General features: G+C 43.2%; 16 protein-coding genes. 5 read left to right on the top strand and 11 right to left on the bottom strand.

The annotated features are described in order from the left end of the window. Positions 1-161: 161 nt before the first annotated feature. The 4 genes from Aso01_RS07955 to tatA all read right to left on the bottom strand — a co-directional run bounded on the left by Aso01_RS07955 (position 162) and on the right by tatA (position 3,775). Positions 162-2,150, bottom strand: a complete 1,989-nt coding sequence (locus tag Aso01_RS07955; protein WP_004932802.1) for a PhoX family protein — start codon at positions 2,148-2,150, stop codon at positions 162-164. 177 nt (positions 2,151-2,327) lie between these two features. After that, positions 2,328-3,089: a twin-arginine translocase subunit TatC gene (gene tatC / locus Aso01_RS07950; RefSeq protein WP_004932804.1), complete on the bottom strand. Its 762-nt coding sequence runs from the start codon at positions 3,087-3,089 to the stop codon at positions 2,328-2,330. Further along, a complete protein-coding gene (tatB, locus tag Aso01_RS07945; protein WP_004932807.1) occupies positions 3,086-3,541 on the bottom strand; it encodes a Sec-independent protein translocase protein TatB in 456 nt (151 codons plus the stop codon). Before tatB ends, tatC begins: the two co-directional genes overlap by 4 nt. A gap of 12 nt (positions 3,542-3,553) precedes the next feature. Then, positions 3,554-3,775 carry a Sec-independent protein translocase subunit TatA gene (gene tatA, locus Aso01_RS07940; protein WP_004932808.1) on the bottom strand — a complete coding sequence of 74 codons (222 nt, stop codon included), beginning with the start codon at positions 3,773-3,775 and terminating at the stop codon, positions 3,554-3,556. A 148-nt stretch (positions 3,776-3,923) separates the two neighbouring features. On the opposite strand from tatA, the gene Aso01_RS07935 reads away from it, so the two are divergent. Next, positions 3,924-4,817 carry an AEC family transporter gene (locus tag Aso01_RS07935; protein WP_004932812.1) on the top strand — a complete coding sequence of 298 codons (894 nt, stop codon included), beginning with the start codon at positions 3,924-3,926 and terminating at the stop codon, positions 4,815-4,817. Between the two features lie 30 nt (positions 4,818-4,847). On the opposite strand, the gene rdgB is transcribed toward Aso01_RS07935, so the two are convergent. The 7 genes from rdgB to Aso01_RS07900 all read right to left on the bottom strand — a co-directional run bounded on the left by rdgB (position 4,848) and on the right by Aso01_RS07900 (position 13,121). Continuing rightward, positions 4,848-5,480, bottom strand: coding sequence for an RdgB/HAM1 family non-canonical purine NTP pyrophosphatase (gene rdgB / locus Aso01_RS07930; RefSeq protein WP_004932814.1), 633 nt, complete (start codon positions 5,478-5,480; stop codon positions 4,848-4,850). 79 nt (positions 5,481-5,559) lie between these two features. Beyond that, entirely contained in the window at positions 5,560-6,147 is a 588-nt protein-coding gene (locus Aso01_RS07925; RefSeq protein ID WP_004932816.1) for a tetratricopeptide repeat protein, read from the bottom strand. Beyond that, positions 6,144-6,737, bottom strand: coding sequence for a methionine biosynthesis protein MetW (gene metW, locus Aso01_RS07920; protein WP_004932817.1), 594 nt, complete (start codon positions 6,735-6,737; stop codon positions 6,144-6,146). The genes Aso01_RS07925 and metW overlap by 4 nt, the downstream gene beginning before the upstream one ends. Then, positions 6,737-7,900, bottom strand: coding sequence for a homoserine O-succinyltransferase MetX (gene metX, locus Aso01_RS07915; RefSeq protein ID WP_004932819.1), 1,164 nt, complete (start codon positions 7,898-7,900; stop codon positions 6,737-6,739). Before metX ends, metW begins: the two co-directional genes overlap by 1 nt. Before the next feature lie 85 nt (positions 7,901-7,985). Beyond that, positions 7,986-9,683, bottom strand: coding sequence for a 2-isopropylmalate synthase (gene leuA / locus Aso01_RS07910; protein WP_004932822.1), 1,698 nt, complete (start codon positions 9,681-9,683; stop codon positions 7,986-7,988). A gap of 451 nt (positions 9,684-10,134) precedes the next feature. Further along, positions 10,135-10,818: a Fe2+-dependent dioxygenase gene (locus tag Aso01_RS07905; protein ID WP_004932825.1), complete on the bottom strand. Its 684-nt coding sequence runs from the start codon at positions 10,816-10,818 to the stop codon at positions 10,135-10,137. 107 nt (positions 10,819-10,925) lie between these two features. Continuing rightward, a complete protein-coding gene (locus tag Aso01_RS07900) occupies positions 10,926-13,121 on the bottom strand; it encodes a TonB-dependent receptor (protein WP_004932828.1) in 2,196 nt (731 codons plus the stop codon). 534 nt (positions 13,122-13,655) lie between these two features. On the opposite strand from Aso01_RS07900, the gene tig reads away from it, so the two are divergent. From tig to Aso01_RS07880, 4 genes are all read left to right on the top strand, one after another. Continuing rightward, positions 13,656-14,990, top strand: a complete 1,335-nt coding sequence (tig, locus tag Aso01_RS07895; protein ID WP_004932831.1) for a trigger factor — start codon at positions 13,656-13,658, stop codon at positions 14,988-14,990. A 194-nt stretch (positions 14,991-15,184) separates the two neighbouring features. After that, positions 15,185-15,790: an ATP-dependent Clp endopeptidase proteolytic subunit ClpP gene (clpP, locus tag Aso01_RS07890; protein ID WP_004932834.1), complete on the top strand. Its 606-nt coding sequence runs from the start codon at positions 15,185-15,187 to the stop codon at positions 15,788-15,790. A gap of 28 nt (positions 15,791-15,818) precedes the next feature. Beyond that, positions 15,819-17,132 (top strand): ATP-dependent Clp protease ATP-binding subunit ClpX, encoded by a 1,314-nt coding sequence (gene clpX / locus Aso01_RS07885; protein WP_004932846.1) that lies wholly within the window; start codon positions 15,819-15,821, stop codon positions 17,130-17,132. Positions 17,133-17,277: 145 nt separating this feature from the next. Next, positions 17,278-17,991 carry a DUF2846 domain-containing protein gene (locus Aso01_RS07880; protein ID WP_004932848.1) on the top strand — a complete coding sequence of 238 codons (714 nt, stop codon included), beginning with the start codon at positions 17,278-17,280 and terminating at the stop codon, positions 17,989-17,991. The last annotated feature ends 21 nt before the right edge of the window (positions 17,992-18,012 follow it).

The following is an 18,012-nucleotide window of genomic DNA, read 5'->3' as shown; positions in this document are numbered from 1 at the left end:
ATGACGGTGTCTTTACATTCTGATTGCAATTCGATGAATTTAAGCAAGTTTTAAGTTTACACTGGATTGAAAAAAACTGGATGTATACCTGCAATTTACACTGATAAAAAAATTGAGCTCGCGGTTGCGAGCTCAATTTTTTATGGTTCAAGCCATCTAGATTAAGATTTTTTTACACTCGACGGCGCAATTGGGTCTGCGGTGATATAGCCGACAGCCGCAGCATAACCGTTGTTGTAATTGGCATTGATATAACTTTGCAAAGTACCTTTTACATTTGAGTGAATGCCTTCCCAGTCACCTGGGTGCTGGAAGTTGCTCATGATATAGGTCCAGCCATTAATCGAATCTACCGCATGCAAACCAGTCGATTCAGCGCCTGATGGCGTCGACAAAATACGCGAGAGCACTTTGGTATCGACGTTATAGGCCCACAAGAAATTATTGACATGCATGCCGCTGTCTTCGCCAATAAATAAGGTGCGCAAACTTTCTGAAAACTTCAGGTTGTCTGGATTGGCAATTTTATTCGGATTTGCCGTATTGCCTAGCGCATCTGGCGATGCAAGATCTTCACCAGTAATCAAGACACGCGATTGATACGCAACCCAGTCACTATTGATGACCGCACCCGTCGAGTCGATTTGACCGCCTTTCATGTCGTGGGCAACCACAGCGCCTGAATTGATTGCAGCACTAAATGACACGTTATTAGATTCTGTCCAGCCAGCGCCATTTTTGACCATCGATTTTTGTAAATATGATACGGCAGAGTAAGCCACTTTATCTTTGATATTGACGGTTGTTCCTTCAAGTTTGGTAAAGGCCATACTACCGCCTTTAAGTGCTGCATAACGGTGTGTTTCAAGAAACGCCGCAGCTTTTTCCATTCCCGATTTAACTTTTACCCAGAGGGTTTTGGCATTGAGTATAATCTTGGTGTAACCAGTTAGATCGGCAGGTTGAGTGGTCAGACTCTCCATGATATCGCTTGGCTTGATTTTGCGAACGTTAATCAGGTCTGAAATCTCTTGGCTGGTGGCGTGACCTAAATTAATCCATTGAATTGGGGCAATGGTATTTTCAGAAAATACACTGGTGTATTTGGCGACATACAGTGTACCTGCAGATAAGTCTTTTTCTTTGTCTGCAACAAACATGAAAAAGCCACCGTTGGTATAGTCATCACCCATAATTAAGGTACGGTTGTCTGGCATTACTTGCACCAGTTCATGAGAAATACGCCCCAAACAGAAATGCTTCTTCACGCTGCCTGTACCGTCTTTATTGACTGTAATTTCAGGCAAGTGACCATAGTTGTACGGATTGGCAGTCGTGCTATCACCAAAATAGTTTTGGCTATATGCGGTCACGGTACTCAACGCTGTACCAATACCCTGATCAAAGGCGTCTGGCTCGTATTCTTCGCTCGACAGATGTGTTCCCCACGGTGACATGCTGGCACCACAGGTGATCCAGAGTCCGTAGGCACTCGACATATCAACGTTGTAATATTTCTTCAGCTCTAAATGACCGGTTTTTTGGTCTTGATCGAGTGTCAAAATCGCAATCGGAGAAGGCAGCTTGCCATACATGCTGGCACCTGCCTGATCTTTAGTGGTGTATTCAAATTGCACTACATGAAAAACCGGATTGGTGACACCTGCGACACTGGCATTGGGTACCGTAATTAATGAAGAACCATCTGGACAGTCAGAAAAGAATTGACGCTCTTTACCCGCCACCGACTTATCGACAATTGGGTTGCCTTTTGCATCGACATAACCCCCTGCAATAATGGTTCCACCACTCAGGTTAGGCACCGAGTCGCCTGTTTTGAAGAATGGCTTATAGGCCAACTGATAGTCAGTTTGTGAGCCGTCGTCCCAGCTTACGCTCAGTTTCGAGTTGACCGTTGTGGTGGCCATTGCAGCAGGATTGGCAAGTGAAGGGGCATCCATTGAGGTAAAGGTTGCCGTTTTTAAATTAACGGTTTTGGTTGGCATCGTAGTGGTGCCATTATCACTGTCATTGCAGCCTGCCAGTGTCGCGGCTGTTGCCATAGCCCCGAGTGGTAAAAAAGGAAGACCAGTAAACCATTTGAGTAGATCGCGACGGGTAGGATGTTGATTTGCCGGTGTCGTTGTCATGAGAGATCCGTGTTCATTATATGTGAGAAGGAAAACAGCACTGATTTTAGAAAAGCTTAATGACGCTTTTTTTGCACTTTGATGTCAGATTGAAGACAGTGTGATGAATGGCTTATATGAATTTATGAAACTGATGATGCGTAAAATACGAAAATAGCGCATAAAAAAACGCAGAGACTAAGCTCTACGTTTTTCCAGCATTTTTCCAAACAGAAGTCCCAATTCGAACAATAGCCACATTGGTACCGCGAGCATGATCATCGAAATCGCATCGGGTGGTGTAATAAACATTGAGATAAAAAAGCATCCCACCACAATAAAGCGTCGCTTTTCAATCAAGCTCTGAGTGCTTACAATGCCGATTAAAATAAGCAGCAAGGTGGCGATTGGAATTTCAAAGGTAAATCCAAAAACCAGAAATAATTTTAGACAAAAGTCCAGATAACTGTTGATGTCGGTCATCGGGGCAACGGTTTCTGGTGAAACACTCATAAAGAAATGCAAGATACCGGGCAGGGCAATAAAGTATGCAAATGCAATGCCGGTATAAAAAAGCACAATACTGCCTACAAGTAGCGGAATAGCCAGATGTCTTTCCTTTGCGTATAGCGCGGGCTTAATAAAGGTCCAAAGCTGAAATAGGATAAACGGCATTGCCAACATGAGTGCAACACATAGATTGAGCTTGAACGGCGCCATAAATGTAGCGGTAACGTCGGTGGCAATCATCGATGATGTGCTTGGCATCTGGCGACGCAGAGGCTCAGATAGCCACTGATAGGTGGTGTTTCGAAAAGGCAATAAAATAAAAAACAAAAGCAGTGTCACGCCCACAATCTTAAAAAGATGACGTCTTAAAGCAATCAAATGTTGAGTAATAGGCATCTGCTCCAGAGACTCTGGTGCAGGCATGATGTCATTTGAAGGAAGCTGGCTCATACGGCAATCTTTAACTCGACAGAAGAATGTTGAGGAATCACATCGTTTTGGCGTTCACATCTTCGGGGTTGTTGATGTTTACAAAACGGTACAACGTGTTGTGGTACATGACACAAGATGTAAGTTGTTTTTAGCTGGGGTACACAAGTGGCTTCAGGTTGCTCTGCGAGATGGATTCGTTGTTCTTGAGAGGCTTTTTCGATTTCTTTTAAACGGGCCTGCATACTTTGTTCTAACGAATGTAAACGGTCTAGCTCATCTTGCATTTCTTTTCTAAATTCAGACAGCTTGAGCTCACGATCAATCTCGTTTTGTATATTGGAAATGTAACGTTTGGCTCTGGCATACCAGCGGCCAGCAAAGCGTGCGGCAACCGGAAGTTTATCTGGGCCGAGCACCAGCAGGGCAATTATCCCAAAGCAAAAGAGTTCACCAAAACCGACATCTAACATAGCAACGTACTCTTAGCTTTTAGCAGAAGAACGTTCAGCCGTCTTCACTTCTGCATCAATCGTGCGCGGGGTGTGTAATTGCGCATTTTCTTCTGTTTCATCGCGCATTGATTTTTTAAAGTCTTTAACCGCGCCGCCGACATCTTTACCCAGGTTTTTAAGTTTTGACGTACCAAATAACAGCACCACCACCACTAAAAAGATAATCACGTGCCAAATCGATAAACCTGCCATTTTTTCTACTCCAATGTTTTGCAGATATTTGAGCAAGAAGGCATGACAGGAATGTGACTGATTTATTTCAGTTTTAAGACAAGCGTATTTTAAGCGAGTACTGTTAGACTCAAGTTGAATGAATTTATTAAACATATAAGGCGATGTTGTGAATTTAATTTTGCCCGTCGTGGCATTTATTGTTGGGCTTTTGCTGGCACAAGGAACATACAGTGAGCGACTCAAGCCATGGCTTGCCACTGTGCTTGCCCGTGTATTTATCCCAGTTGTCATTATTTACAACATGGTGTTTTATCAGGCGGGAAGCCTTGCCTTAATGCTGTTTAGCTTCGTTGTCTCTTTAATCTTATATGCTGTCTATATGGCCTTGTTTAAAGAGCGACTGGGCGCACTGTGCTTTAGTTATGTCAATATGGCGTGGCTGGGCTTTCCTTTTGCAATTGCGATTTTTGGCCCTCAAATCAGTTCGGCCATGGTGGCGCTTTATATTGGCGGTTCTATTTTTGGCAATATTTGGGCGGTCACGGCTGTTTCTAATGCGCCGCAGTCCATGCGGACCATTGTGCAAAAGGTCGTACAGTCTCCGCCATGTGTTGCGCTCATTCTGGCTGCGCTATGCCGAGTGGTCGGGATACAAAATATTCACGATCCTCACATATTTGAGCTTATTTACAGCGCTGCGAAAATAGGGATGAGCTTTACTGGCATGTGTGTGCTCGGCATGTGGTTACGACATACAAAAGTGCATGTTCAGGATTTAAAACGCAGTGCTGCGATTTTAGGTTTAAAAGTGATCTGCGGTGTTGTGCTCTGCACAGCAGCTTATTTTTATTTACCGATTGCCAATATGCAGCAATCGATTGGCGTAATGTTTTTACTGTTTTGCTTGCCACCCGCGGCGAATATTGTGGCACTGGAAACACATTATCAAGGTACAGGTGTATCGGCTAAATATATTGCATCAGGTACAATCATGAGCTGTATATTGATTGCACTCTATGCACTGATAATTCATACAACATCTTTGCTGAGTTGGATGTAAGGCGAGCCTCACATCCACTTCGAGGCGTGATTAAACCGATGTCGAAAGACTGTCGCGGAAAAGCTGCATGGCTTTACCACGGTGACTGATTTTATTTTTTTGTTCTTTTGGCATTTCGGCGCTACTCATACCGAGTTGAGGCAGCCAGAACAGCGGATCATAGCCGAAACCGTGCTCACCTTGCGGTGCATTAAGAATCTCGCCGTGCCAGAAACCTTCAAAAATACGTGGTAGCGGATCATCAGCATGTTCCACAAAAGCCAATACACAGACAAACATACCGGCAATCGGCTGATTGTGCTGTCGATAAGGGCGTAAATCCTCTAAAAGCTTTGCGTTATTGGCGGCATCATTGCCATGATCGCCCGCATAGCGTGCTGAATAAATACCCGGCGCACCGCCCAAAACAGGTACGCACAGGCCCGAGTCATCTGCAATAGCGGGTTTACCTGAAATCTTGGCGGCATGGCGCGCCTTGATAATGGCATTTTCGATAAAGCTTAAACCATCTTCAATGGCATCGGGAATATTGAGCTGACCTTGCGGAATGACATTAACAGGAAGTTTGAGTTCGGCAAACAGTTTTTCAAACTCACTAATCTTCCCTTTATTGTTACTGGCTAAGACCAGTGTACCTTGATTTAACCATGCTGAATTGGACATAATAAATGCTCGAACAAAATTTTGAGGTGATTTTAACAAAAGAAAAAGCACCCGAAGGTGCTCTTAATGCTAAAAAAATTTACTGCGCTTGAATCCATTTGTCTGCACGGTCAACCGCTTGACGAATCTGATCTTGGGTCAGGTTTGCTGCCAAAGCTGTTTTTTTGCTTTGCGACATATTGATGACTTTATTGTCAAGCATGCCATCGCGGGTGGACAGTTCGTACCACTGATAAGCACCCTGATAGTTTTTCTTTTGCTCTTCCATCATTGCCAGATTGTAGCTGGCACGGTTATCACCATTGCTGGCCGCTTTTTCAAAATACTTACGCGCCATGCTTTCGTTTTTAGCTACACCCACGCCATCTGCATACATACGGCCTACATTTAACTGAGCAGGGGATAAGCCTTGATCTGCTGCTGCTTTAAACCAGGTAAACGCTTGCTTATCATCTTTGGCAACATCTTTACCATGTTGGTAATGTGCGCCCAGATAAAACTGAGCACCTGCCTGACCAGCTCGTGCAGCTTGAGTCAGTTCGCTGATACTCATCACTGAATAACGTGCAGCCTGTGCAGCAATCGATTGGGGTTGTGGAACGTAATCGGCATGTGCTTGAAAACTTAAAAGTCCAATTACTAGTGTGCCAAACAGTGCTTTTTTCATAGAGCGCTCACTCGATAAATTGCGACTTCACCAAACAAATTCGGGACATGCTTACTCAGAAGGCTCCCTTGCTGATTCCCATTCACGGCAAGTCGATTAATAATTTGAATATCATTTTCAGCACAGAGTGCTTCAAAATCCTTAAATGTACACAGGTGGATATTGGGTGTGTTATACCACATATACGGCAGCGCATCTGAAACAGGCATCATTCCTTTCAAGGCTAAAAAAGAGCGCGTTTTCCAGTGCGCAAAGTTTGGAAAGGTAATAATGGCTTGTTTCCCTACACGCACCATATCGCGTAATAACACGTCTGGTGCATCGACGGCTTGCAGTGCTTGTGCCATCACCACCGAGTCAAAAGACTGGTCGGCAAAACGGCTCAAGCCCAAGTTCAAATCCTGTTGAATAATATTTAACCCGCGACTGACCGCAATTGCAATCTTTTCTTGATCAATTTCTAGTCCATAGGCACGAATTTGATGTTTTTTGCTCATATGGGCCAATAATTCACCATCGCCACAGCCCAAATCCAGCACACTTGTACCCGGTTTAATCCATGTTTCTGCCAGTTGTTGGTCAATACGCATTAGATCGCCTCCAGATTTGGTGTCGATTTGAGATGTGCCTCACCACCTAAAAATGCGCGAAGCGTTTTGACGTAAAGTGGAATCGGAAACAAAAATGAATCGTGACCTTGCTCGGCATCGATATCGAGATAAGTCACAGGTTTATGATTGGTAATCAGCGCATCTACAATTTCTTGTGAACGCTCAGGTGCAAAACGCCAGTCGGTGGTAAAAGACACCACTAAAAAGCGACATTGTGTTTTGGCCATGGCGCGGGTCAGCGACTGCTCGTATTCACGTGAAGGATCAAAGTAGTCGAGTGCCTTGGTCATGATTAAATACGTATTGGCATCAAAGTTTCGGCTAAATTGCTCGCCTTGATAACGTAAATAACTTTCGACCTGAAACTCAACATCAAAGCCATACATAAATTTACCCGATTTTAAGTCTCGGCCAAATTTCTGCTTCATGGCTTCTTCTGATAAATAGGTAATATGCCCCACCATACGTGCCAAAATCAGACCACGTTTTGGGTAACTGTCATGTTCTAAATAACGACCGTGATAGAAGTCGGGGTCGGAAAGAATCGATTGGCGGGCCACCTCATTAAAGGCAATATTTTGTGCAGAAAGCTTTGGCGCACTGGCAATAATCACACAGTTTTTGAGACGATCTGGATAATCGACCGACCATTGCAGTGCCTGCATTCCGCCCAAAGAGCCACCAATTACGGCATACCATGCATCAATTTTTAGACGGTCTGAGAGTAATGCTTGTGTTTTGACCCAGTCACGCACCGTCACCAGTGGAAAGTCAGGACCATAAGGACGGTTTTCATTTTCAGGATTAGGAGATGTCGGGCCTGTCGATCCGTTACATCCGCCAATGTTGTTTAAGGCCACCACAAAAAACAAATTGGTATCAATCGCTTTGCCGGGGCCTATGCATGCATCCCACCAGCCTGCTTTTTTATCGTCTTGATGATGATAACCTGCTGCATGATGATGGCCAGATAAGGCATGACAAATCAAGATGGCATTCGAATGATCGGCATTGAGTGTACCGTAGGTTTCAACCATAAGTTCGAAACGCGGCAAGATACGTCCACATTCTAAATGCAAAGGATCTTCAAATTGGAATTTTTGCGGAGTAACCAACCCCACTGAGTCAGATGGAAAAGACACGGGAGCAATTCGCCTTTTATCTTTAAATCAATAATAAAAGAAAGGATACCATAGGTATCCTTTCAAAAAGAGGGTTTTAGCGAGATTAAACTGCGGCGGCGGCCACTTGATCCGTACTGAGCACGCCTTGCTCAATCAAGCGGTTGGTACAGGCTAAAATCGCTTCAATAGATGAGGTGACTGTATTGTCGTGTACGCCTGCACCAAATGCACTCTTGCCGGTTCCTTTAACCTGAATTTCAATCAAGGTGAGGGCTTTGGCATTGGCACCCGAACTGATACTGCGTTCTTCGTAGTTCAAAACATCAATTGGCAATTGAAGCGCATTCATAAAGGCCGAAATTGGTCCATTGCCTTCACCGCGAAGCTGCTGAACTTCACCGTCGATATCCACATCTAACTCAATAATTTGAGTACCATTAATATCTGAAAGACGATAGTTTTTGGCAGTATAGTGCTGTTCTTTCACTTTCACATAAGTGTCTTGGAACAAGGTCCAGATATCAGATGCACTGATTTCGGTTCCATTTTCGTCGGTACGCTGCTGTACAATCTGTGAAAACTCGATCTGTAAACGACGAGGCAACACCACGTTGTAATTCGATTCGAGCAAGTAAGCAATACCGCCTTTACCAGATTGGCTGTTCACACGAATCACGGCATCGTAGTCGCGGCCCAAATCTTTTGGATCGATTGGCAAGTATGGCATATCCCAGATGTTTTCGTTTTTCTGGAACTCAAAGCCTTTTTTAATGGCATCTTGGTGTGAACCTGAAAATGCAGTGAAGACCAAATCACCCGCATATGGATGACGTGGATGCACAGGCAAGCCAGTACATTCTTCAACTGTCGCAATGATTTCATTAATATTAGAAAAATCTAGCTCAGGTGCAACGCCTTGGGTGTACATGTTTAATGCAATCGCAGCCACATCGACATTTCCGGTACGCTCGCCGTTTCCAAACACACAGCCTTCCACACGGTCTGCACCAGCCATAATGGCAAGTTCAGATGCCGCGATACCACAGCCACGGTCATTATGGCAATGCACCGAAATAATCACACCGTCACGACGAGCAAGATTGCGATGCATCCACTCGATTTGGTCGGCATATACATTCGGTGTAGAAACTTCGACTGTAGCCGGTAAGTTTAAAATCACTTTGTTTTCAGGTGAGGCTTCCCAGATTTCGGTGACAGCATCACAGACATCTTTGGCCACTTCTAATTCAGTGGCAGAGAAACATTCTGGGCTGTATTGAAAAATCCAGTCGGTCTGAGGGTATTGTGCAGCGTATTCTTTTACTTTTTCAGCAGCATTGATGGCCAATTTTTTGGCACCCTCAACGCCAACATTCAACACTTTTTGGCGGAAAGTTGGAGAGTTCGCATTGTAAATGTGCACAATTGCACGCTTGGCGCCCACCAAAGACTCAAACGTACGTTCGATCAAGTGATCACGTGCCTGAACCAATACCTCAATGTACACATCATCTGGAATATGGTTTTCTTCGATGAGTTTACGGGTGAAATCAAAATCGATTTGTGATGCCGATGGAAAGCCAATTTCAATATGTTTGAAGCCGATTTTGACCAACATTTGAAACATTTTAAATTTCTGTTCAATGCTCATCGGCTCAAAAATGGCTTGGTTGCCATCGCGTAAATCCGTACTCATCCAGATCGGCGCTTTGGTGATTTCGTTATTTGGCCACTGGCGATCAGGCAAATCGACACGTTGGTACATACGACGATATTTCTTGCTTGGATCTGCTAACATCATGAGAGTGCTCCTTGTTGCAGTGTGCATGCTGTCGTCTTATTGGCGTTGCGCACTGCTCTTATATGGGTATTCAATAAAAAAGTGAAAGTCAAAAATTAAGGCTGCCGATTACGGCATAAGGTTTATACGCGCGCGAGGCGCAGCATCAGGAGAGCCATGATGGATGTGGTGAGCGAGGGACAAGCAAAAACGTGTTTCATTTCCATATACCATGAGTTAAATGCTGAGGTATTTCAATTCACTCAATACCATTGTTGATCATTTGAGTCTAGGCGAAAAACCACAGGCATGCAAAATTATAGTGTAGATTTTAATTTGAAAAACTGGAAAATATTTCCCTGAGTTTTGCATATAATTTAAATTAAGTGGAAATTTTTCCCACTTAAAATTCTTAATTCGATAAAAATTATTATCTCTAAAACATTTTCCGAATATTGTAAGTATCTGCTTATTACAGCTCAGACCACATACGCATGAGGTTGTGGTAGATGTTGGTTAGCTTAACCACTTCAGCATAACCATCGCCATGCTGCATGCGAAGACTACGAACACTTTCATCTAAGTTAAACAACAAATGACGTTTACTGTCATCACGAATTAAGCTTTGCACCCAGAAAAAAGAGGCAAAACGTGTACCGCGAGTAATGCTGCTCACTTCGTGTAGGCTGGTCGCGGGATACAGTACAACATCTCCGGCAGGAAGTTTGACTTCGTGATAGCCGTAAGTGTCTTCAATCACGAGCTCACCGCCATCGTATTCGTCTGGTTCACTCAAAAATAGCGTACATGAAAGGTCAGTACGCATTTGCTGCTGTGTGCCTCGAATCAACCGAATTGAGTTGTCGACATGAAAGCCAAAGCTTTCTTGAACATCGTAACGGTTAAACAGGGGGGGGATCATTTGATGCGGTAATGCAGCTGCCTGAAACATCGGATGATTCCAGATGGCTTTCATGACTCGATCACTTAACTCGTGGGTCAGCGGGTCTTGCTCTGAAAGTTGTTGATTGTTTTTTACAGAGGCAGACAGTGTTCCCGCGGTAACTTTTCCATTGACCCAGTTGGCACTATGCATAAGGGTACGAAATTCAGCAACTTGTTCTTTACTGAGAACATTTGGAATATGATGGATCACGTGCAAAACCTGTCTGTTCAGTGGATTTAAAATTAAAAAATAGCCCCATGCTGAGGCTATTTTAAATGATCAAGCATCAATCTCAACGAGGTTGAGCTGAATAGCGATTAGTATTTAAAGTTGATTGCCAACACTGCATTGCGACCGTCACCTTCAAAAGCATAGTGTGCCGCATGTGCGCTAGTGAAATAGCGTTTGTCCGAAATATTGTTGATGTTGAGCTGTAGATTCACATTCGGATTAATATCGTACTTGGCCATGGCATTATAAATGGTATAAGCCGGTAAGTATTTCTCTGCGGTTGTACTTGAGTTTACAAAGACTTTGTCTTTGTACTGTGCACCCGCACCAAGGGTGAATTTTGGCATCACTTTATAAGTTGACCAAAGCGTCGCACTGTTTTTGGCTACAAATGGAATTGGACCGCCCGATGGTACGGCTGTACCACGTGAATAGCCACCATTTTTCAGTTCGCTATCGAGGTAGCTATAGCCAGCAGAAATATCCCATTTTTGTGTGATATGACCGTTTAACTCCAGCTCAAAACCATCAACTTTGCTGTCACCTACATTTGAGTACAGACCAGATGCATCCTGAATGCGTGTATTTTGCTTTTCGGTACGGAAAATGGCAGCTGTTAAATTAGCACGCTTATCAAATAAATCCCATTTAGTGCCCAATTCGGCAGTACGTGCTTTTTCAGGTGAAAGATCTGCAATCGAGGTACTCACACTGGATTCGCTGCTGTCTCCTTGACCAATTCCCACAGGGTTTGCAGATGTGGCATAGCTTACATAGATGCTGCCATTTTCTGTTGGCTTAAAGGTCAGACCAGCTTGATAAGAGAAAAAGTCACTGTCACTGTCTACATCGACACCTGTAGATGCGACACCAGCATAGTTCATCGCGGCTTTATGATATTTCACACTGGTATCAAATTTATCCCAACGCACGCCTAAATTCAGTAACCATTGTGGCGTGAATTCAATGCTATCCAGTGCGTACAATGAAGTTGTTTTACTGCGTGTGGTATACATATTGGCATAAGGTGTAATGGTACCCGTGTATGCCGGATTACTTGGGTTATAGAGATCTGTGCATTGATAGTTGGTGCTGGTACAAGTGCTACTTGTGGCAGGTGTGATATATAGACCAAGATCAGTGCTTTGATCGCTGTATTCAATACCAGTATTAAAACTGTGCTTGAGCATGCCAGTATTAAATTTACCTGTTAGAGCCAGTTGATCTGCAAAGGCATCGGTATTTGAGATACGACTCAACGAATGACCACGCCATACGGTGCCATTAGCCACATTACCTTTTGAATCGTCAGCATTAGTATAAATGTAGTCAGTTTTGGATTTGGTATAGGTGGCTACATTCGATACAGTGAGATTATCACTTAAATCGTGTTCAAGCTTGAACGTACCAATGTGGTTTTCGCGTTTATCAAAATCACGATTTTTCCAGCCGTAGTAAGTGCCTTGCTTTACCGAAATCGGCTTGCCGCCTGTGGTTGGAAATGGAATACCTGCATCTGGTTCATCGTAGCTTTGTAAGTAGTAATAACTGAGCAAACCACGTGTTGCAGTACCCAGCCCCCACGCAATACTCGGGGCTAAACCGACACGATTGTATTCGGCACCATTGCTTTGGCCCGGCTTTTCATTTTGATGTCCCATCACGACCACACGGCCTGCAACACCGTTGCCGAAATCTTTGTTGGCATCGAGTTGAATATGACGGTAATTATCTGTGCCGCCAGCAACAGTCCCTTGGTATTCATCGCCTTGGTGTGCCTGTTTGGTGATCAGATTGATACTACCACCCACGCCGCCACCACCTGAAAGAGTAGAGCTTGAGCCTTTGGTGACTTCAATTTGTTCGACTGCAAAGTTATCACGATTTTGTGTGGTGGCATTTCTTACGCCATCTACATAAATGGAAGACTGCGCGCTATATCCACGGATATAAGGCGTATCACCAAATGGTGTACCGCCTTCACCGGCTGCAAAGGTAATGCCTGGTACATTTTGCAATGCTTGGGTTAAAGAAGTTGCACCCGTGTCCTGTAGTAATTTTTGTGAAACGATCGCAACGGATTTTGGGGTATCGAGTAGCGGCGCGACATATTTTTTGTTGGCAGATGTATCAACTTTTAAGCTTTCTGTTTGTTCTGCTTGTGCACGAATGGTCGCAAGGTGAGAGACCTCGTCTTGCGCAATAACGGGAGTGGCCATAACAGCGAGGGAAGAGGCAATAGCAGAAGAAACAATCTTCTTTCGAGTGGTGATAAACGCCATAGAAGTCTCAGTAGCAATAAGAAACAGTATGCGAATAATAATGATTATTATTAAAATTTGTAGTCGAATGTAATTGGATTTAATTATTAAAAATGGAGAAATTATGGAATTTAAACGATACTAAATTTTCTATTTTGGTATAGATTATTGTTTTAATTTATATTTTTTAAAATAATTAAATTTTAAGAAGAGAAAAAATCATTTTTTTATAAATTTTTTAAGAATTTTTTAAGATTTAAATAAATTTTTTTGGTAGTAACAGCTAAAAGACTTTACATCATTTAAGTAAATGCGCTGAGACTTTCTTTCAGCTATTCAATTCATCACGATAAAGTGGTGATCTAGCGCAATCTGTGCTGTAAAGATGCTACAAATCTGATTTGATCGCTTCATCAGACCTATTTCAGCCAACTTTACCTTGAAAAATGAATAAAAAAGTTGCAATTTCATGATCCGTTTTGTATATCGGTAAAGTTGTCATATAATGTGGCACTTTAAAAATTGTTACTACCTAACCAAATTATCGAGGAAGCCATGCAAGTAACGACTGAAGCGGTTTCGGGCGTTGCCCGTCGTTTAAATGTTTCTGTACCGACGAGCCGTATTAATGAGCAATTTGAAGCTCGTTTAAAACGCACTGCCAAAACTGTGAAAATCAACGGCTTCCGTCCTGGAAAAGTGCCTTTGTCTCGCGTTCGTTCAGATTTCGGTGCTGGCATTTACCAAGAAGTGGTCAATGACATCATTCGTGACACCGTATTCGAAGCGATTCAACAAGAAAAAATCAATGCTGTTGGCATGCCAAACATTGAAAAAGTTGAACATAAAGATGATGCTTTGGTGTACGAAGCAACTGTCGAAGTGTACCCAGAAGTTGAAGTAAACGCGTTTGATGCATTAGAAGTTGAGCGTAAAGCGACTGAAATCAACGACAAAGACGTTGATGTCATGATCGAAAACTTGCAAAAACAACGTCAAACTTGGGCTGTGACCAAAGGCATGGCGAAAAAAGACATGCAAGTAACTTTTGACTTCGAAGGCGAAGTAGACGGTGAGAAGTTTGAAGGCGGTTCTGCTGAAGACTTTAAATTGGTCTTGGGTTCTGGCCGTATGATTCCGGGCTTTGAAGACGGTATCGTGGGCATGAAAGCGGGTGAAGAGAAAGTTATCGATGTGACTTTCCCAGAAGATTACCAAGCGGCTAACCTTGCAGGTAAAGCAGCGAAATTCAAAATCACTGTGAAGCAAGTTGAAAAACCAAAGCTTCCAGAAATCGATGCAGAATTCTTAAAAATCTTCGGTCTTACTGAAGAAGAAGGCGTAGAAAAGCTAAAATCAGATGTACGCAAAAACATGGAGCGCGAAGTACGTAACGGTCTTCGTAACCAAGTGAAACAAGCGACTTTTGATGCACTTGTTGCAGCGAACGAAATCGAAGTGCCTGAAGCAATGGTTGCACAAGAAATTGATCGTCAGCGTCAGCAAATGATTCAGCAGTTCACGCAGCAGTTTGGTGGTGCAGGCGCTCAATCATTTGACAAGAGCATGCTTCCAGACGAATTGTTCAAGGAACAAGCTGAAAAATCAGTGAAACTTGGCGTACTTGTAAGCAAAGTACTTGCTGATGCGAAACTTGAAGTTGATCAAGCGCGTGTTGATGCCTACATCGACGAAATGGCGTCTTCTTACGAAGATCCAACAGAAGTCGTTGAATACTTCAAAAATGATCAGCAACAACGCGCTCAAATCGAAGCTGTTGTGCTTGAAGATCAAGTAGTGGACCACATCTTGGCTGCTGCAAAAGTAACAGATACAGCGGTATCTTACGAAGAGTTGTTAAAAGAACAGCAAGCTCGCCAAGCGCGTTAATTGTTGTTGATAAAAAAGGGCGCGCAAGCGCCTTTTTTTATGGTTGTAGTGATTTTGTTGTGTTTCAACCAAATCCGCTATCTTCAGCTGAAATTATCTGATATTTCCTTTGGAATCTTTTTGCAATTTCAGTAATTATCCCTCATATTGTGATTATGGGTTAAGTTACAAAAAATTTAGGAATAAATAAACGTATGTATGTTCCAACGATTGAAAATGCTTTAGTTCCTGTTGTAGTTGAACAATCATCACGCGGCGAGCGTTCATTTGATATTTTTTCACGTCTTTTACGTGAGCGAGTCATCTTTTTGACGGGTGAAGTCGAAGACAATATGGCAAACTTAATTGTTGCTCAGATGTTGTTTTTAGAAGCAGAGAACCCAGATAAAGACATTCACCTTTACATCAACTCACCAGGTGGGTCGGTGACAGCGGGCATGGCAATTTATGATACCATGCAGTTTATCAAGCCTGATGTCGTGACTTACTGTATGGGTCAGGCTGCATCTATGGGTGCTTTCTTGCTGAATGCGGGTGCCAAGGGCAAACGTTATTGCCTTGAAAATGCACGTGTTATGATTCACCAACCTTTAGGTGGATTCCGTGGTCAGGCATCGGATATCGAAATTCACGCGCGTGAAATTCTATTTATCAAAGAGCGCTTAAATCGTCTGATGGCAGAGCATAGTGGCCAAGACTATGAGCGTGTCGCACGTGATACCGATCGTGATAATTTCATGACTGCGCAAGCGGCAAAAGAATACGGTTTAGTCGATGCAGTGCTCTCTAAACGTCCCTAATTTTTAAGATTTAAGTTGTGGAGTAGATATGTCCGAACATCCTCAAGGACAAAAACACTGTTCATTCTGTGGCAAGTCTCAGTCTGAGGTTGGGAAACTAATCGCAGGCGAGAACGCCTATATCTGTAATGAATGCGTGGATGTGTGCTTGGATCTTGTTCAAACGAGCCAGCAAGTTGAAGCAGGAGATTGGGCAAGTCGTGATTTGCCAAAACCTCATGAGATACGGGCGGCACTCGATCAGTATGTGATTGGTCAAGATCTGGCAAAGAAAACCTTATCTGTTGCGGTATATAACCATTACAAGCGTTTAAAAGCAGGACAGTCTGGGCAGGCCAACAAGCAACATGCAGTCGAAATTGCAAAAAGTAATATTTTGCTGATTGGACCAACGGGTTCTGGTAAAACTTTACTGGCACAAACACTGGCACGTTTGCTGGATGTACCGTTTGCAATGGCCGATGCCACCACCCTTACCGAAGCAGGTTATGTGGGTGAGGATGTAGAAAATATCGTACAGAAGCTGCTTCAAAAAGCAGATTACGATGTCGAGAAGGCGCAAAAAGGGATTATTTATATCGACGAGATCGATAAAATTACCCGTAAGTCTGAAAACCCATCTATCACACGCGATGTTTCGGGTGAAGGTGTGCAGCAAGCCTTGCTTAAAATGATTGAAGGCACTGTGGCTTCTATACCGCCTCAAGGTGGTCGCAAGCATCCACAGCAGGAATTCATCCAGATTGATACTTCAAATATACTGTTTATTTGTGGTGGTGCTTTTTCTGGTCTGGAAAAAATTGTACAGCAGCGCCATGAAAAAGGCGGTATTGGCTTTAATGCAGAAGTCAAAAAGAAAGACGAAAGCAAAAAGCTGGCTGAGCTTTTCCGTCAGGTTGAGCCAACCGATTTGGTTAAATTTGGTTTGATTCCTGAATTTATTGGCCGTTTGCCAGTGATTGCAACGCTTGAAGAGCTAGACGAAGCAGCACTTATGCAAATTTTGACTGAGCCAAAAAATGCATTAACGCGTCAATACGAATCTTTATTCCAGATGGAAAATGTAGATTTGGTATTTGAAGAGTCGGCTTTACGAGCCATTGCCAAAAAGGCATTAGAGCGTAATACCGGTGCACGTGGTTTGCGTTCGATCATGGAAAATGTATTGCTTGAAACCATGTACGACCTACCAAGCCGTCAAGATGTGGGTACTGTGATTGTCAATGAAGAGGTGATTCAGGGCAAAGCTGCGCCTGTTTACAAGAAGGAACATTTAGCCAAAACATCTGGTCAAGAGCTAAGTGCTTCAGACCTAAAGGTGATTGATTCAAAATCAGCTTAATTTGTTTCGTCTGAAAAAGCATGATTTGTTTACGCATTTCATGCTTTTTTATTGGCTTTAAAAACAGCTGGTGTTAATCTAAAAAAACAAAAGATGCAAAGTGATTGCTCAAAAATAATTCAAAAAAAGCGCTTCGAGGGATGTCATGCGTAATCTATGTTTTTTATTGTGTGGTCTGGGGTTGCTTACAGGATGTCAGCACAGTGTGCCTCAATCGTCTGATGCGCAAGCACTGCGCTCGACTTTACCGCCTGTCGATGTGACGCAGAAACCCGGAATTACCGATCAGTATCATGTCGGGAAATTTAGCGTGGGAGGGTGGGTCAATCAAAAACTGGGTCAATACTTTCAACCCATTCAGCCACAAAATCCACAAGCGGCCGTGGTGTATCTATATCGACCCGACACGCGCTGGAATCAGCAGGAAATTGCGGCAGCCAATTTATTTATCAATGGTAAACGCATTCCAAGCTTGTTAAACAATCATTATTACTGGATTGAGCTTCCCGCGGGTACCTATCGACTGTCGAGCAGTCGTCCACTCACAGTGTTTCATTTTCAAGACCCTAAATATATCGACATGAGTGTTGAGGCTGGACAAAGCTATTACGTGAAATACGATGAAGAAAATCCGGGGCGCAAAGAGCGCTCTGGACCATTTTTAATCGTGCCTGAAAAAACTGGGCGCAATCAGATTGCATTTACCCGTCTAAAATCATCGAGTTATAATTTTGTTGCACAAGATCAAAACGGTAAGATTCGAAGTAAAGCGCAAGAGCTTAAACCGGCAAAGTACGATGAAAAGAGTGATGTATTGTTGGTCAAGCCGTTTAAACTGTGGAATCCACTCACATGGTGAGTGAACACAAAATCTGAAGAA

Origin of the sequence: Acinetobacter soli (genome assembly GCF_000760595.1) — a bacterium.
Taxonomy (GTDB): domain Bacteria; phylum Pseudomonadota; class Gammaproteobacteria; order Pseudomonadales; family Moraxellaceae; genus Acinetobacter; species Acinetobacter soli.
Note: the sequence above shows the minus strand (reverse complement) of the source record. Positions and strands in the feature narration are given on the sequence as shown.

What these genes read in the sequence shown, in the direction of transcription:
- Aso01_RS07955 (WP_004932802.1), bottom strand. Translation starts at nt 2,150, where the DNA reads ATGACAACGACACCGGCAAATCAACATCCTACCCGTCGCGATCTACTC.
- tatC (WP_004932804.1), bottom strand. Translation starts at nt 3,089, where the DNA reads ATGAGCCAGCTTCCTTCAAATGACATCATGCCTGCACCAGAGTCTCTG.
- tatB (WP_004932807.1), bottom strand. Translation starts at nt 3,541, where the DNA reads ATGTTAGATGTCGGTTTTGGTGAACTCTTTTGCTTTGGGATAATTGCC.
- tatA (WP_004932808.1), bottom strand. Translation starts at nt 3,775, where the DNA reads ATGGCAGGTTTATCGATTTGGCACGTGATTATCTTTTTAGTGGTGGTG.
- rdgB (WP_004932814.1), bottom strand. Translation starts at nt 5,480, where the DNA reads ATGTCCAATTCAGCATGGTTAAATCAAGGTACACTGGTCTTAGCCAGT.
- Aso01_RS07925 (WP_004932816.1), bottom strand. Translation starts at nt 6,147, where the DNA reads ATGAAAAAAGCACTGTTTGGCACACTAGTAATTGGACTTTTAAGTTTT.
- metW (WP_004932817.1), bottom strand. Translation starts at nt 6,737, where the DNA reads ATGCGTATTGACCAACAACTGGCAGAAACATGGATTAAACCGGGTACA.
- leuA (WP_004932822.1), bottom strand. Translation starts at nt 9,683, where the DNA reads ATGATGTTAGCAGATCCAAGCAAGAAATATCGTCGTATGTACCAACGT.
- Aso01_RS07900 (WP_004932828.1), bottom strand. Translation starts at nt 13,121, where the DNA reads ATGGCGTTTATCACCACTCGAAAGAAGATTGTTTCTTCTGCTATTGCC.
- tig (WP_004932831.1), top strand. Translation starts at nt 13,656, where the DNA reads ATGCAAGTAACGACTGAAGCGGTTTCGGGCGTTGCCCGTCGTTTAAAT.
- clpP (WP_004932834.1), top strand. Translation starts at nt 15,185, where the DNA reads ATGTATGTTCCAACGATTGAAAATGCTTTAGTTCCTGTTGTAGTTGAA.
- clpX (WP_004932846.1), top strand. Translation starts at nt 15,819, where the DNA reads ATGTCCGAACATCCTCAAGGACAAAAACACTGTTCATTCTGTGGCAAG.
- Aso01_RS07880 (WP_004932848.1), top strand. Translation starts at nt 17,278, where the DNA reads ATGCGTAATCTATGTTTTTTATTGTGTGGTCTGGGGTTGCTTACAGGA.